Below are 15,396 nucleotides of genomic sequence, written 5' to 3'. Positions count from 1 at the left end.
GGGGCGCCCCCCCCTCTTTTGCGGGGGGCGCCGCCACCGTCGTACCCGATGCCGTCCGATGCCCGGTCAGCGCACCCGGGGCGTGCCCTTCGGCGCGCTCTTCGCGACCGCCTTGCCGTGCGTGTCCACGACCGTCCGGTCACCGAGAGGCGCGTCGAGCCGTACGGTCCGCTTCTCCATGACGGCCATCGCGACGCAGATCGCGTCCTTCTCCGAGGTCCCGGTGACCTTCACGGTCACCTGGTCACCGCTCGCGCTCGCCGACGCCTCGTAGGTGCTGCACACCCCGGCGGTGAAGTGCAGCGTCAGCTCCGATCCCGACACCGTGTACCAGTCGACGGGGACGGTGCTGGTGACCGTGTCGCCGTTGCCGGACGGCGGCTCGGCGGGCTTCGCCGGCTCCTGGGGCGTCGCCGGTGTCTTCGGGGCCGCGAGATACGCGGGGTCCACCGCCGGATACGTCACGGTGAACGCGTCCCCCGCGCCCCGCGGCTCCACCGTGAACAGCCAGGACGGTACGAGTGCCTGCTGCCCGGCGACCGACTGGGCCGCGAGGCCGAAGGTGGCGTCCGTGACGTCGATCGCCGCCTGCTGCGGCAGCTCGGTGGTAGACCCGGTCCCGCAGGGCGCCTCCGGCCGGTCCTCGTGGGGGACGGGCGTCGCGCAGCCACCGATACCGACGCGTGAGCTGCCCTCCTTGTTCAGCAGGTCCAGCGTCTCCCGCGCGCCGAGCACCGGATACGTCGCCGACTTCGCGGGCGCCTTCAACTGCCCGCTCCCGCCGACGACTTCACCACCCGCCCCGATCTGCACCCCGGTCGTCCAGCCGTACGTGGGCAGCCCGCCGACCTCCGGCTGCGCGTTCACCACCCGTACCGCGCCCATGAGTTGACGTGCGTCGAGCTTGGCGTCGTCCTGGCCCAGGGCCTTCAGTACGGGAGCTGCGGCGGCCTTCGCGTCCCGCTCGCTCACGGGCTTCCCCGTGTCCGCGCGGATGTCCGTGGGGGTGTCCGGCGCGCAGGTGGTCCTGGCCGCGCAGTTGTCCGTGCCCGGCGCGTACCGCGAGAACGTCCAGGTGCCCGGCGCCTTCACGCTCACCCGCAGCGCCGGACCCGAACCGTCCTTCGCGCCACCCATGCGCCACGCGTCACCGGACCGCAAGGGTGTGCCCTCAAGGCCCAACGCCCGTGCGAGCCGCGTCACTTCACCCGCGCCGACCTCACCGCCCGGCCGGTACACGGCCGCGCTGCCAGGTCCGTCCGGCAGTGTGCCGGTGGCCCGGTACGTCGTCCCGTTCGGGTCGGGTTCACCCGGCGCGATGCCCGGCGGCGTACTTCCCGTGCCCGCCGGCGCACCCGCGTACCCGTCCAGCGCGAGCGGCGGCGGTACGGGCCCGTCGCCGCCCGGCGTACCGGACTTGCCGTCGCTGTGCCCGCTGTCCGACGCGGTCGCGAGATACATGCCGCCGCCCCCGGCCAGCAGCACCGCCGCCGCGACGGAGACGATCGTCAACGGGGAACGCCGCGTTCGCGTTCGCGTCCCGGTCGCGTCCTGGTCGCCTCGTTCGGTGCTCACCGCATCGCCCCTTCGCCTGTGCCGAGGTCACCGGGACCCGGCGGGTCTCTGGCCCATGTCCCCCGCGCGGGGGACGGCGATGGGACGTACCGGGGGAGCGCACGGTTCCCGCACGCGTCCCGGGACGATCCGTACGGGCGCCTCAGTCGCCGTACTCGGACATGGCGTCGAGCAGCTTCGCGGACGCGGCGGGGACGACCACACCGTGGATACCGTGGACGGGCGGCACCGGTCGCGGGGCGCCCGCCGGGGGCGTCACCCAGTGCGGCACCATCCGGGCGCAGTCGCCGCGCAGCGAGGCGAGCCCGCCTTCGAGGTCGAGCGGAGCGGAATCCCGGAACTGGAGGTTCTTCATACCTGAACCGTAGGCACCCCGGACCTTGCCGAAAAAGAGCTACTATCGGGTAGTTTTCCCACCTCGGAGCTGTTACCGGCGTCGTGGCGACCCGATAGCGTGAGATGTCAGCCCCCGCCACCCAGGAGCAGCCTCGCCGTGCGTATCGCAGTCACCGGCTCCATCGCCACCGACCATCTGATGACCTTCCCCGGCCGATTCGCCGACCAACTCGTCGCGGATCAGCTGCACACGGTCTCCCTCTCCTTCCTCGTCGACAGCCTCAACGTCCGCAGGGGCGGCGTCGGGGCGAACATCGCCTTCGGTATGGGACAGCTCGGCGCGACGCCGATCCTGGTGGGCGCGGCCGGTGCCGACTTCGGCGAGTACCGGGCCTGGCTGGACCGGCACGGCGTCGACACCGCGTCCGTCCGTATCTCCGAGGTGCTGCACACCGCCCGCTTCGTCGTCACCACCGACGCCGACCACAACCAGATCGGCTCCTTCTACACGGGCGCGATGAGCGAGGCCCGGCTGATCGAACTCAAGGCCGTCGCCGACCGCGTGGGCGGGCTCGACCTCGTCCTGATCGGCGCCGACGACCCGGAGGGCATGCTCCGGCACACCGAGGAGTGCCGCTCCCGGTCGATCCCGTTCGCCGCGGACTTCTCGCAGCAGATCGCCCGGATGAACGGCGACGAGATCCGGATACTGCTCGACGGCGCGACCTACCTCTTCTCCAACGAGTACGAGAAGGGGCTCATCGAGTCCAAGACGGACTGGTCCGACAAGGAGATCCTCGGCCGGGTCGGACACCGGGTCACCACGCTCGGCTCGCGGGGCGTCCGGATCGAGCGGGTCGGTCACGACCCGATCGAGGTCGGGGTGCCGGAGGAGAACGCCAAGGTCGACCCGACAGGTGTCGGCGACGCCTTCCGCGCCGGATTCCTCTCGGGCCTCGCGTGGGGCGTCGAACTGGAGCGGGCGGCCCAGGTCGGCTGCATGCTCGCGACGCTGGTCATCGAAACCGTGGGGACCCAGGAGTACCAGGTCCGCCGGGCCCACTTCATGGAACGCTTCACCAAGGCGTACGGCGACACGGCCGCGAGTGAGGTCCGGACCCACCTCGGCTGACCCGGAGCACCGGCGGGCCGGGGTCAGTGGGTGCGGCGGACCACATAGGCCGCACCCACGGGCGCCGGTTGTTCGCCCACGTACTCCTGGCCTCGCATCTCGCACCACGCCGGGATGTCCAGCCGGGCCGCCTCGTCGTCGGCGAGTACCGTCACGGTGCCGCCGACCGGCACGTCCCCGATCACCTTGGCCAGCTCGATCACCGGAACCGGGCAGCGCCGGCCCAGGGCGTCGACGACCAGCGACGACGGTGACCCGGAGGCATCGGGCCGGGTCACCGGAGCGCCCAGCCGTTCGCGGACCGAGGCGACCACACCCGGCAGCACCCCGAGGAACCGGTCCACCTCCGCACCGGTGACGCCCAGCGGCAACGACACCCGGACATTGCCCTCACTCAGTACGCCCATCGCCTTGAGCACATGGCTCGGCGTCAGCGTGCTGCTCGTACAGGAGGAGCCGGACGACACCGAGAACCCCGCGCGGTCCAGCTCGTGCAGCAGTGTCTCCCCGTCGACATAGAGACAGGAGAAGGTGACGAGGTGGGGCAGCCGTCGCACCGGGTCGCCCACCACCTCCACATCCGGCACCAGACCGGGCACCCGCACCCGGATCCGTTCCGTCAGCTCCCGCAGCCGCGCCCCCTCGGCCGCCGCTTCGGCCCGTACCGCACGCAGCGCGGCAGCCGCCGCCACGATCGCGGGGATGTTCTCGAAGCCGGCCGCCCGCCCCGACTCCCTTTCGTCCGCGGGCCCTTGCGGCGCGAACCGCACCCCCTTGCGCACCGCGAGCAGCCCCACGCCCGCCGGACCGCCCCACTTGTGCGCGCTCGCCGTCAGCAGCGACCACCCCCCGGCCACCGGCCCCCACCCGAGGGACTGCGCCGCGTCCACCAGGAGCGGCACCCCCGCCGCCCCGCACACCTCGGCGACCTCGGCCACCGGCTGCTCGGTGCCCACCTCGTGGTTCGCCGACTGAAGACAGGCCAGCGCGGTGTCCGCCCGCAGCGCGGCACTGTAGGTGTCCACCGCCACCGCACCGGACCGCGCCACCGGCACCTCGGTCACCTCGCCGCCCGCCGCCGCGTGGACCTCGGCGGCGTGCAGGACCGCGGAGTGCTCGACCGCCGACACCACCAGGTGCCGGCCGACCCGGCGCCGGCCCGCGAGCGCGCCGGCGACCGCGGTGTGCAGCGCACGTGTACCCGAAGAGGTGAAGACCAGCTCGTCCGGACGGCACCCCACGGCCTCCGCCGCCGCCTCACGCGCGGCGTCGAGCAGCATCCGGGCACGCCGGCCCTCGCGGTACAGCCGTGCCGGGTCGGCCCACCCCTCGTCGAGCGACGCCTGGAGCGCCTGTCGGGCGACGGGATGCAGCGGAGCGGAGGACGCGACGTCGAAATAGGACACGTCAGTAAGCTAACCCCTGTTCCGGAGGGGGCGTCAGAAGGGCATCCCGAGCGCCCGATCCGGGCCCCGCCACAGGGCTTCTACCAGGCCCGGCCACACCTTCGGGGAGTCGGGCGGCGCGTTGGGCACCCTCCCCGCGCGACCCCAAATTGCGTCCAGTAGGGTTTGGTCCGCATAAACATCCAAACCCCTGCCCGCGGCAGGGGGCGGCGACCGGACCAGCGTGAAGGCCGCAGCCGACCGCGCGGGCGAGACTCTCGGGAAGGCGCTACGTGAGTCCCAACGGCTCCGACCTCCCCCACTGCCTGAAGGGCGTGGGTGGTACCCCCAAGCCGCGGCGCCCGGTGCGGCGGACGCTGCTCCAGGCATTGACCGCGGGCCTGGTCCTGGCGACCGCCACCGGTTGCACATACGAGGACTTTCCCCGCCTCGGTATGCCCACCCCGGTCACGGAAGAGGCTCCGCGGATCCTCTCCCTGTGGCAGGGCTCGTGGGCAGCCGCGCTCGCCGTGGGCGTGCTGGTGTGGGGGCTGATCCTGTGGAGTGTGTTCTTCCACCGGCGCAGCCGCACCAAGGTCGAAGTTCCCTCGCAGACCCGGTACAACATGCCCATCGAGGCGCTGTACACCGTGGTCCCCATCATCATCGTCTCGGTGCTGTTCTACTTCACGGCCCGTGACGAGTCGAAGCTCCTCGACCTCAGCCCGAAGCCCGACCACACGGTCAACGTGGTCGGCTTCCAGTGGAGCTGGGGCTTCAACTACATCGAGGATGTGCCCGGTTCCACGGGCAACGCCAACACGGACCCGAACCTGGCGGCCATTCCGGACCGGTTCAGGAAGGACTACCCGGCCAACGCCGGCGGTGTCTACGACGTCGGCGTCCCCGGTACCCGTAACCCGCAGACGGGCAACCCCGGCCCCACCCTCTGGCTGCCCAAGGGAGAGAGCGTCCGCTTCGTCCTCACGTCGCGCGATGTCATCCACTCCTTCTGGGTGGTGCCCTTCCTGATGAAGATGGACGTCATCCCGGGCCACACCAACGCCTTCCAGGTGACCCCCGACAAGGAGGGCACCTTCCTCGGCAAGTGCGCCGAGCTGTGCGGCACCGACCACTCCCGCATGCTCTTCAATGTGAAGGTCGTCTCGCCCGAGCGCTACCAGCAGCACCTCAAGGAGCTGGCGGACAAGGGTCAGACCGGTTACGTCCCGGCCGGCATCGAGCAGACGCCCCACGAAAAGAACCGGGAGACGAACAACCTGTGAGCATCCTCAACGAACCCAAGGGTGCCGACGAGGCCGACGACTCGTACGAGAACGAGCTGCCGGTCAGGCGCAAGCGGCCAGGAAGCGTCGTGGTCTCGTGGCTCACGACCACCGACCACAAGACCATCGGTACGTTGTATCTGGTCACGTCGTTCGCGTTCTTCTGCATCGGTGGGGTCATGGCGCTGTTCATGCGCGCCGAGTTGGCCCGGCCGGGTACGCAGATCATGTCGAACGAGCAGTTCAACCAGGCGTTCACGATGCACGGCACGATCATGCTGCTGATGTTCGCGACGCCGTTGTTCGCGGGTTTCGCGAACTGGATCATGCCGCTGCAGATCGGTGCGCCGGATGTGGCGTTCCCGCGACTGAACATGTTCGCCTACTGGCTGTACCTGTTCGGGTCGATCATCGCGGTGGCGGGATTCCTGACACCGAGTGGTGCGGCGGACTTCGGCTGGTTCGCGTACTCGCCGCTGTCGGACGCGGTGCGGTCGCCGGGTATCGGCGCGGACATGTGGATCATGGGTCTGGCGTTCTCCGGTTTCGGAACGATCCTGGGCTCCGTCAACTTCATCACCACGATCATCTGCATGCGGGCACCGGGCATGACGATGTTCCGTATGCCCATCTTCGTGTGGAACGTGCTGCTCACCGGTGTGCTGGTGCTGCTGGCGTTCCCGGTCCTCGCGGCGGCGCTGCTGGCCCTTGAGGCGGACCGGAAGTTCGGGGCGCACATCTTCGACGCGGCCAACGGCGGCGCGTTGTTGTGGCAACACCTGTTCTGGTTCTTCGGGCATCCAGAGGTCTACATCATCGCGTTGCCCTTCTTCGGGATCATCTCGGAAGTGCTACCGGTGTTCTCGCGTAAACCGATGTTCGGTTACTCGGGTCTGATCGGCGCGACGATCGCTATCGCCGGTCTGTCGGTGACGGTGTGGGCGCACCACATGTATGTCACCGGTGGTGTGCTCCTACCGTTCTTCTCGTTCATGACGTTCCTCATCGCGGTGCCAACCGGTGTGAAGTTCTTCAACTGGATCGGCACGATGTGGAAGGGGTCATTGTCGTTCGAGACACCGATGTTGTGGGCGGTCGGCTTCTTGATCACCTTCACCTTCGGTGGTCTCACCGGTGTGATCCTGGCGTCGCCGCCCATGGACTTCCATGTCTCGGACTCGTACTTCGTGGTCGCGCACTTCCACTACGTCATCTTCGGCACCGTGGTCTTCGCGATGTTCTCCGGCTTCCACTTCTGGTGGCCGAAGTTCACCGGCAAGATGCTCGACGAACGCCTCGGGAAGATCACGTTCTGGACGCTGTTCGTCGGATTCCACGGCACCTTCCTCGTCCAGCACTGGCTGGGCGCCGAGGGCATGCCGCGCCGGTACGCGGACTATCTGGCCGCCGACGGGTTCACCGCCCTGAACACCATCTCCACGATCAGCTCGTTCCTCCTCGGACTCTCCGTCCTGCCGTTCTTCTACAACGTGTGGAAGACCGCCAAGTACGGCAAGAAGGTCGAGGTCGACGACCCCTGGGGCTACGGCCGTTCGCTGGAGTGGGCCACGTCCTGCCCGCCGCCGCGGCACAACTTCCTCACGCTGCCGCGGATCCGCTCCGAATCTCCGGCGTTCGACCTCCACCACCCGGAGATCGCGGCGCTCGACCAGCTCCAGAACGCGGGCTACGGCCCCACCGGTGACGCCGCCATCGCGGGCGGCAGGGAGGCCGGCAAGTGAAGATCCAAGGCAAGATGTTCATCTGGCTGAGCGTCTTCGTCCTCGCCATGGCGGTCGTCTACGGCGTGTGGTCGAAGGAGCCGGCCGGTACCACGGCGCTCTTCCTGACGTTCGGCCTGTGCATCATGATCGGCTACTACCTGGCCTTCACGGCCCGGCGGGTCGACGTGGGCGCGCAGGACAACAAGGAGGCGGACGTCGCGGACGACGCCGGCGATGTGGGCTTCTTCAGCCCGCACAGCTGGCAGCCCCTGACGCTCGCCACTGGTGGCGCGCTCGCCTTCTCGGGCATCGTCTTCGGCTGGTGGCTGCTGTTCTTCTCGATCCCGTTCATCCTGGTCGGACTCTGGGGCTGGGTCTTCGAGTACTACCACGGCGAGAACCAGAACCAGTAGGCGCAAGCCCTGGTCGGCATCAGCAGTCGCGCCCTTCACCGGCGCTCGGGCCCGGATCCTCCTCCTGGAGGGTCCGGGTCCGCCGTTTGCCGGACGGTGCCCCCTCGGACGGCTCACCCGCCGCGCTGGCCCGCGCGAAGCTTCTTACCGTGAGCTACATGAGCCACACACCGCGTACCCGTACGGTACTGAGCTGCAGTCTGCTGGTGGTCGCCCTCTGCGTGGGCGGCACCGCCTGCGGCGAAACCGACGACCATCCCCTGTCGGCGAAGCCGTACGACGCGGCGCGCCAGATCGTCTTCAGCGGTCCTTCGGGCAACCAGAAGGCGGACCCCGACAAGCCCCTTGAGGTCACATCCAAGGGCGGCGAGGGACGCATCACCGATGTGACCGCGACCGACGCTGTCGGCCGCTATGTGGCGGGAGAACTCTCCGCCGACGGCACCCGCTGGCACACCACCGTCCCGCTGGCCGCGGCGGCCCACTACACGCTCCGCGTCAGCGCCGAGGACAAGGAGGGCGCCCCCGGCAACAAGGTCATCACCTTCGACACCGGAACCCCGAAGGAGAAGAACACCCTGGAGGTCGGCTTCGGCCCCGACGAGGGCACCTACGGCGTCGGACAGCCCGTCATCGCCGAACTCAGCGAACCCGTCAAGGACAAGGCGTCCCGCCGCATCGTCGAGCGCGGCCTCAAGGTCGAGTCGAAGCCCGTCGTCGAGGGCTCCTGGTACTGGGTCGACGACCAGACCCTGCACTACCGCCCCAAGGAGTACTGGCCCGCCGACGCGAAGGTCACGGCGCGCAGCAACCTCAAGGGCATCAAGATCGCCGACCGCCTCTGGGGCGACGAGACGAAGCCCCTGAACCTCACCATCGGCGACCGCATCGTCGCCGTCACCGACGCCGCGGCACACGTCATGACCGTGTACCGCAACGGCGAGGAGATCAACGAGATCCCGGTCACCACCGGCAAGCCCGGCTACGAGACCCGCAACGGCGTCAAGGTGATCCTCGGCAAGGAGTACTTCGTACGGATGCGCGGTACCAGCATCGGTATCGCCAGCGGCAGCTCCGACTCGTACGACCTGCCCGTGTACTGGGCGACCCGGGTCACCTGGAGCGGTGAGTACGTGCACGCCGCGCCCTGGTCCGTCGGCTCCCAGGGAGCGGCCAACGTCAGCCACGGATGCACCGGTATGAGCACCGGGAACGCCGCGTGGTTCTTCGAGACCGTGAAGGAGGGCGACCTGGTGCAGGTCATCAACAGCAACGGCGAGGACATGGACGCGTTCGGCAACGGCTACGGCGACTGGAACCTGGACTGGGGCGACTGGGAAGAGGGCAGCTCGATCCTCGGCAAGCCCAGCGAGCGCAGGCCCCCCGCCGCCCAGATCGCCCGCCTGCGCCCCCAGGTCTGACACCGCGTGACACACGTACGGGCGGCACCGCCACAAGCCGCCCGTACGTCGGGTCAGGCGTCGAGGGAGAGTCGGCCGCGGATCAGACGGGCCAGCGCGGCGGCGAACTCGACCGGGTCGATCGGAAGGGTCACCGCCGCCTCCGCGCGGCTCCAGGTGGCCAGCCAGGCGTCCTGGGGCCGCCCCATGAGCAGCAGCACGGGCGGGCAGTTGAAGACCTCGTCCTTGATCTGCCGGCAGACGCCCATCCCGCCGGCGGGCACCGCCTCGCCGTCGAGCACGCACACGTCGATGCCGCCGCGGTCCAGTTCCTTGAGCACCGCGGGCAGCGTGGCGCACTCGATGAACTTGACCTCGGGAACGTCGGTCGCCGGCCTGCGGCCGGTCGCCAACCGGACCTGCTCGCGGGTGTTCGCGTTATCGCTGTACACCAGCACCGTGGCGGTCGGCTGCATGGTTCCTCCGTGTCGCTGGGGGCCTTGATCGGATCCGATGCCGCGGATGCTACTCCCTCACCCACCGCGTCAACACCGGTTCGGACACCGCTTCGATGGGCCATCCGGGCTGGACAGAACCGATGGACACTCCGAACGGGACCCCCCGGAGTGAGCGCAAGATAAGCGACCGACATAATGTCGGTCGTGGCGACAGCAACGACAGTAGACACCGGGCCCGCGCACCCGTCGGTCAACCGACCGAACCTCACCAGCGTCGGAACCATCATCTGGTTGAGTTCCGAGCTGATGTTCTTCGCGGCCCTCTTCGCGATGTACTTCACCCTGCGATCGGTGACCGGTCCCGCGCACTGGAAGGAAATGGCGCACAGCCTCAACATTCCTTTCTCGGCGACCAACACCACGATCCTGGTGCTCTCCTCCCTCACCTGCCAGCTCGGTGTGTTCGCCGCCGAGCGCGGTGATGTGAAGAAGCTCCGGATGTGGTTCATCGTCACCTTCATCATGGGTGCGGTCTTCATCGGCGGTCAGGTATTCGAGTACACCGAGCTGGTCATCAAGGACGGACTCTCCCTGTCCTCCGACCCGTACGGCTCGGTGTTCTATCTGACCACCGGCTTCCACGGACTGCATGTGACAGGCGGCCTGATCGCCTTCCTGCTGGTCCTGGGCCGCACCTACGCGGCCAGGAGGTTCACCCACGAGCAGGCGACCGCCGCGATCGTCGTGTCCTACTACTGGCACTTCGTCGATGTCGTGTGGATCGGCCTCTTCGCCACGATCTACCTGATCAAGTAATCGGACGGCGGCCACGAAGGCCGCACGCCCGACACCCAGAAGCATCGACGCAGAAGATCCTGACACCGGGGTAATCCGTGAAAAAGCTCTCCGCACGACGACGCCATCCGCTGGCGGCTGTCGTCGTCCTACTCCTCGCGCTGGCGGCCACCGGGGGGCTGTACGCCGTATTCGCCCCGGCGGACAAGGCACAGGCCGACACCACCGCCCAGTCCCTCGCCATCGAAGAGGGGAAGAAGCTGTACGCCGTGGGCTGCGCGAGCTGCCACGGCACCGGCGGTCAGGGCAGTACCGACGGCCCGCCCCTGGTCGGTGTGGGCGCCGCCGCCGTCGACTTCCAGGTCGGCACCGGACGTATGCCGCTCCAGCAGCAGAGCGCGCAGGCGCCCAAGAAGAAGGTCATCTACACACAGGCCGAGATCGACCAGCTCGCGGCGTTCGTCGCGTCGCTCGGCGCCGGCCCCGAGATCCCGACCGAGAACCAGTACAACCCCGCGGGCGCGGACATCGCCAACGGCGGTGAGCTGTTCCGCACCAACTGCGCGCAGTGCCACAACTTCACCGGTCAGGGTGGTGCGTTGACGCACGGCAAGTACGCGCCGAGTCTGGAGGGCGTAAGCCCGAAGCACATGTACGAGGCCATGCAGACCGGTCCGCAGAACATGCCGTCCTTCCCCGACACGACGATGACCGAGCAGAACAAGAAGGACATCATCGCGTACGTCGACGCCGTCAACGGTGACAAGACCGTGAACCCCGGTGGTCTCAACCTGGGCGGCCTCGGGCCGGTCAGTGAGGGACTGTTCGCCTGGATCTTCGGACTCGGCGCGCTGGTCGCCGTCGCCGTCTGGGTCGCCGCTCGGACCGCAAAGGCCAAGAAGTCATGAGTAGCCAAGACATTCCAGAAGAGAACCTGCCGGCTGAGCAGGACACCGCCCACGGGACCGTCGCCCTCGCGGACACCGACAACCCGTTCGCGGACCCCGGACTGCCGCCGCACGAGCACCGGGTCCAGGACATCGACGACCGGGCCGCCAGGCGGTCCGAGCGCGTCGTCGCCTTCCTGTTCACCCTGTCGATGCTGGCCGCCGTCGGCTTCATCGCCTCGTACGTGGGCATCCCCAAGGAGAAGTCCATCTACGTGTGGCCGATCGGCCACATCAACGCGCTGAACTTCGCGCTGGGCATGACCCTCGGTGTTGCGCTGTTCTGCATCGGCGCGGGCGCGGTCCACTGGGCCCGCACCCTGATGTCCGACGTGGAGATCGCCGACGAGCGGCACCCCATCGCGGCCGAACCCGAGGTCAAGGCCAAGGTTCTGGCCGACTTCAAGCAGGGCGCCAAGGAGTCCGCGCTCGGCCGGCGCAAGCTGATCCGCAACACCATGTTCGGCGCGCTGACCCTGGTGCCGCTCTCCGGTGTGGTGCTGCTGCGCGACCTGGGCCCGCTGCCCGGGACCAAGCTCCGGCACACCGCGTGGCGCAAGGGCAAGCTGCTCGTCAACATGAACACGAACGAGCCGCTGCGTCCCGAGGACGTGGCCGTCGGCTCGCTCACCTTCGCCAAGCCCGAGGGCCTGGAGGAGCACGACCACGACTTCCAGGTGGAGATCGCCAAGTCGGCCCTGTTGATCGTCCGGCTCCAGCCGCAGGACATCAAGGACAAGCAGGAACTGGCCTGGTCGCACGACGGCATCGTGGCCTACTCCAAGATCTGCACCCACGTCGGCTGCCCGATCAGTCTCTACGAGCAGCAGACGCACCACGTCCTCTGCCCGTGCCACCAGTCCACCTTCGACCTCTCCGACGGCGCCCGGGTCATCTTCGGCCCGGCCGGGCACGCCCTGCCGCAGCTGGAAATCGGAGTGAACGCGGACGGATACCTTGAGGCGCTCCGCGACTTCGCAGAGCCCGTCGGTCCTTCCTTCTGGGAGCGCGGATGAGTACTGAGAAGAACGAGACGAACGACGCCCGCCGCGAGGCACCCAAGGGCGAGCGCGTCGCCGACTGGGCGGACGGCCGGCTGGGGATCTACTCCCTCGCCAAGGCCAACATGCGCAAGATCTTCCCGGACCACTGGTCCTTCATGCTGGGCGAGGTCTGCCTCTACAGCTTCATCATCATCATCCTGACGGGTGTGTATCTGACGCTGTTCTTCCACCCGTCGATGAACGAGGTGGAGTACGCGGGGCCTTACGTCCCGCTCCAGGGCCAGCTGATGTCCGAGGCGTTCAACTCGACGATGCACATCAGCTTCGACGTCCGCGGCGGTCTGCTGATCCGGCAGATCCACCACTGGGCGGCGCTGGTCTTCCTGGGCGGCATGTTCGTCCACATGATGCGTGTCTTCTTCACCGGTGCGTTCCGCAAGCCGCGTGAGGTCAACTGGCTGTTCGGCTTCCTGCTGTTCGTCCTCGGCATGTTCACCGGATTCACCGGTTACTCGCTCCCCGACGACCTGCTGTCCGGCACCGGTGTCCGCTTCATGGAGGGCGCGGTCCTGTCCGTGCCGATCGTGGGCACGTACCTGTCGTTCTTCCTGTTCGGCGGCGAGTTCCCGGGCGGCGACTTCGTGGCCCGGTTCTACTCGGTGCACGTCCTGCTGCTCCCGGGCATCATGCTCGGCCTGGTCGTCGGCCACCTGATCCTGGTCTTCTACCACAAACACACCCAGTTCGCGGGCCCCGGCCGGACCAACAAGAACGTCGTCGGCATGCCGCTGCTTCCGGTCTACATGGCCAAGGCCGGAGGCTTCTTCTTCCTGGTCTTCGGTGTGATCGCGGTCATCTCGGCGCTCGTCACGATCAACCCGATCTGGGCGCTCGGCCCCTACCGCCCGGACCAGGTGTCCACCGGCGCGCAGCCCGACTGGTACATGGGCTTCTCCGAGGGACTGATCCGCACCATGCCGGGCTGGGAGATCAACTTCCTGGGCCACACACTCGCCCTGGGTGTGTTCATCCCGCTGATGATCTTCCCGATGGTCCTGGTCGCCATCGCGGTGTACCCGTTCATCGAGTCCTGGGTCACCGGCGACAAGCGCGAGCACCACATCCTGGACCGCCCGCGCAACGCCCCGACCCGTACCGGTGTCGGTGTCGCGTGGATCACCTGGTACGTGGTCATGCTGATCGGCGGTGGCAACGACCTCGTCGCCACGCACTTCCATCTGTCGATCAACGTCATCACCTGGTTCGTACGGATCGCGTTCTTCGTGGCGCCGGTCATCGCGTTCATCGTCACCAAGCGGATCTGTCTCGGGCTCCAGCGCCGGGACCGGGACAAGGTGCTGCACGGACGCGAGTCCGGCATCATCAAGCGCCTGCCGCACGGTGAGTTCATCGAGGTGCACGAGCCGCTCAACCAGCAGACGCTGCACACGCTCACCGCGCACGAGCAGTACCAGCCGGAGGCCATCGGCCCCGAGGTCGACGAGAACGGTGTCAGGCGCAAGATCTCGCGCGGCCAGAAGCTGCGGGCGAAGCTGTCCAAGGGCTACTACGGCGAGGACGGCCAGATCCCGAAGCCGACGGTCGAGGAGTACGAGGAGATCACCAGCGGTCACGGTCACCACTGATGCCCTGACCTGACGCCCTGACCTGAGAAGGTCGCCACGGCGAGAGCCCCGTCCATTGCCCGGACGGGGCTCTTCGCTGTCTCCGGGGCTGGATAGGGTGGCCCTGTCGGCACGAACGTCTACGACCCAGGAGCGACCATGAGCGCTGTGACCCCCGCTGGAGGCGACACCACGGCGGGCCGTTCCTGGCCCCGGGTCCTGGACGCGCTTCTGTCCGGGCAGGACCAGGGCGCGGACGCGACGGCGTGGGCGATGGACCGGATCCTGCGCGGTGAGGCCACCAACGCGCAGATCGCCGGGTTCGCGGTCGCGCTGCGGGCCAAGGGCGAGACCGTCGAGGAGATCACCGGACTCGTCCGGACCATGTACGAGCACGCCCGGGTGATCGAGGTGCCGGGGCCCAGCGTGGACATCGTGGGCACCGGCGGGGACGGCGCCCGTACCGTCAACATCTCCACGATGTCGGCGATCGTCGTCGCCGGGACCGGCGCGAAGGTGGTCAAGCACGGCAACCGCGCGGCCTCCTCGGCGAGCGGTGCGTCGGACGTCCTGGAGAAGCTCGGCGTCAATCTGAACCTGACCCCCGAGCGGGTCGTCGAGGTCGCCGAAGAGGCCGGGATCACCTTCTGCTTCGCGGTGAAGTTCCACCCGGCGCTGCGCCATGTGGCGGCGGCCCGCGGTGAGTTGGGCATCAGGACCACCTTCAACTTCCTTGGCCCGCTGACCAATCCGGCCCGGGTGAAGGCTCAGGCGACCGGCGTCGCGGATGCCCGGATGGCGCCGATCATGGCCGGGGTCCTCGCCGAGCGCGGCTCGTCGGCGCTGGTGTTCCGCGGCGACGACGGTCTGGACGAGCTGACGACGACCGCGACCTCGAAGGTGTGGGTCGTACGCGGCGGCGCGGTCAGTGAGCAGGCGTTCGACCCGCGCGACGTGGGGATCGAACTGGTGCCGGTGGAGGCGCTGCGCGGGGCCGATGCCTCGTACAACGCCGATGTCGCCCGCCGGCTGCTCGCCGGCGAGACCGGGCCCGTACGGGACGCGGTGCTGCTCAACTCGGCGGCTGCGCTGGTCGCTCTGACGCCGGGGGACGGGTCGCTCACGGAGCAGATCCGTGCCCAGATGTCCCGTGCGGCCGAGTCCATCGACTCGGGGGCGGCGCGGCGGGTCCTGGAGCGTTGGGTGAACGCGACCACCAAGTGACCGGTCGCTCCTGCGGGGGAGAGCCTCCCCCGCAGGGGTCCGGTATCTGGACGCGCGTGGCCCACGGTCCGCGTGTCTGTCATAATTTCGGC

14 protein-coding genes are annotated in these 15,396 nt (G+C 68.6%); 10 read left to right on the top strand and 4 right to left on the bottom strand.

Annotation, left to right across the window (positions count from 1 at the left end; translation table 11 throughout):
* Positions 1-66 precede the first annotated feature (66 nt).
* Positions 67-1,575 carry a hypothetical protein gene (locus ACFVT5_RS24760; RefSeq protein ID WP_389891912.1) on the bottom strand — a complete coding sequence of 503 codons (1,509 nt, stop codon included), beginning with the start codon at positions 1,573-1,575 and terminating at the stop codon, positions 67-69.
* Between the two features lie 142 nt (positions 1,576-1,717).
* The gene (locus tag ACFVT5_RS24755) at positions 1,718-1,930 is read right to left on the bottom strand and encodes a hypothetical protein (RefSeq protein WP_389891909.1); all 213 of its coding nucleotides are present in this window, start codon (positions 1,928-1,930) and stop codon (positions 1,718-1,720) included.
* A gap of 138 nt (positions 1,931-2,068) precedes the next feature.
* Here ACFVT5_RS24755 and ACFVT5_RS24750 point away from each other — a divergent pair, with 138 nt between their 5' ends.
* The gene (locus tag ACFVT5_RS24750) at positions 2,069-3,043 is read left to right on the top strand and encodes a carbohydrate kinase family protein (protein ID WP_389891906.1); all 975 of its coding nucleotides are present in this window, start codon (positions 2,069-2,071) and stop codon (positions 3,041-3,043) included.
* A gap of 23 nt (positions 3,044-3,066) precedes the next feature.
* Here the strand turns inward: ACFVT5_RS24750 and ACFVT5_RS24745 are convergent, their stop codons facing one another.
* Complete coding sequence (locus tag ACFVT5_RS24745) at positions 3,067-4,449, bottom strand: cysteine desulfurase/sulfurtransferase TusA family protein (RefSeq protein ID WP_389891903.1); 1,383 nt, start codon at positions 4,447-4,449, stop codon at positions 3,067-3,069.
* Between the two features lie 272 nt (positions 4,450-4,721).
* On the opposite strand from ACFVT5_RS24745, the gene coxB reads away from it, so the two are divergent.
* The 4 genes from coxB to ACFVT5_RS24725 all read left to right on the top strand — a co-directional run bounded on the left by coxB (position 4,722) and on the right by ACFVT5_RS24725 (position 9,272).
* The gene (gene coxB / locus ACFVT5_RS24740) at positions 4,722-5,714 is read left to right on the top strand and encodes a cytochrome c oxidase subunit II (protein ID WP_389891900.1); all 993 of its coding nucleotides are present in this window, start codon (positions 4,722-4,724) and stop codon (positions 5,712-5,714) included.
* Positions 5,711-7,456, top strand: a complete 1,746-nt coding sequence (gene ctaD / locus ACFVT5_RS24735; protein ID WP_389891897.1) for a cytochrome c oxidase subunit I — start codon at positions 5,711-5,713, stop codon at positions 7,454-7,456. Before coxB ends, ctaD begins: the two co-directional genes overlap by 4 nt.
* Positions 7,453-7,851: a cytochrome c oxidase subunit 4 gene (locus ACFVT5_RS24730; protein WP_389891894.1), complete on the top strand. Its 399-nt coding sequence runs from the start codon at positions 7,453-7,455 to the stop codon at positions 7,849-7,851. The genes ctaD and ACFVT5_RS24730 overlap by 4 nt, the downstream gene beginning before the upstream one ends.
* A 158-nt stretch (positions 7,852-8,009) precedes the next feature.
* Complete coding sequence (locus tag ACFVT5_RS24725) at positions 8,010-9,272, top strand: Ig-like domain-containing protein (protein WP_389891891.1); 1,263 nt, start codon at positions 8,010-8,012, stop codon at positions 9,270-9,272.
* Positions 9,273-9,325: 53 nt separating this feature from the next.
* On the opposite strand, the gene ACFVT5_RS24720 is transcribed toward ACFVT5_RS24725, so the two are convergent.
* A complete protein-coding gene (locus ACFVT5_RS24720) occupies positions 9,326-9,727 on the bottom strand; it encodes a hypothetical protein (protein ID WP_389891888.1) in 402 nt (133 codons plus the stop codon).
* A 177-nt stretch (positions 9,728-9,904) separates the two neighbouring features.
* Between ACFVT5_RS24720 and ACFVT5_RS24715 the strand changes: the two genes are divergently transcribed.
* The 5 genes from ACFVT5_RS24715 (at position 9,905) to trpD (ending at position 15,304) form a co-directional block, all read left to right on the top strand.
* A complete protein-coding gene (locus ACFVT5_RS24715; RefSeq protein WP_389891885.1) occupies positions 9,905-10,525 on the top strand; it encodes a heme-copper oxidase subunit III in 621 nt (206 codons plus the stop codon).
* Positions 10,526-10,602: 77 nt separating this feature from the next.
* Entirely contained in the window at positions 10,603-11,412 is an 810-nt protein-coding gene (locus ACFVT5_RS24710) for a c-type cytochrome (protein WP_389891882.1), read from the top strand.
* Positions 11,409-12,467: a Rieske 2Fe-2S domain-containing protein gene (locus ACFVT5_RS24705; RefSeq protein ID WP_389891880.1), complete on the top strand. Its 1,059-nt coding sequence runs from the start codon at positions 11,409-11,411 to the stop codon at positions 12,465-12,467. The genes ACFVT5_RS24710 and ACFVT5_RS24705 overlap by 4 nt, the downstream gene beginning before the upstream one ends.
* On the top strand, positions 12,464-14,101 hold the full coding sequence (locus ACFVT5_RS24700; RefSeq protein WP_389891878.1) for a cytochrome bc complex cytochrome b subunit: 1,638 nt from the start codon (positions 12,464-12,466) through the stop codon (positions 14,099-14,101). Before ACFVT5_RS24705 ends, ACFVT5_RS24700 begins: the two co-directional genes overlap by 4 nt.
* Before the next feature lie 138 nt (positions 14,102-14,239).
* Positions 14,240-15,304: an anthranilate phosphoribosyltransferase gene (trpD, locus tag ACFVT5_RS24695; protein ID WP_389891875.1), complete on the top strand. Its 1,065-nt coding sequence runs from the start codon at positions 14,240-14,242 to the stop codon at positions 15,302-15,304.
* The last annotated feature ends 92 nt before the right edge of the window (positions 15,305-15,396 follow it).

The organism is Streptomyces sp. NPDC058001, assembly GCF_042886315.1.
Lineage (GTDB): Bacteria > Actinomycetota > Actinomycetes > Streptomycetales > Streptomycetaceae > Streptomyces.
Note: the sequence above shows the minus strand (reverse complement) of the source record. Positions and strands in the feature narration are given on the sequence as shown.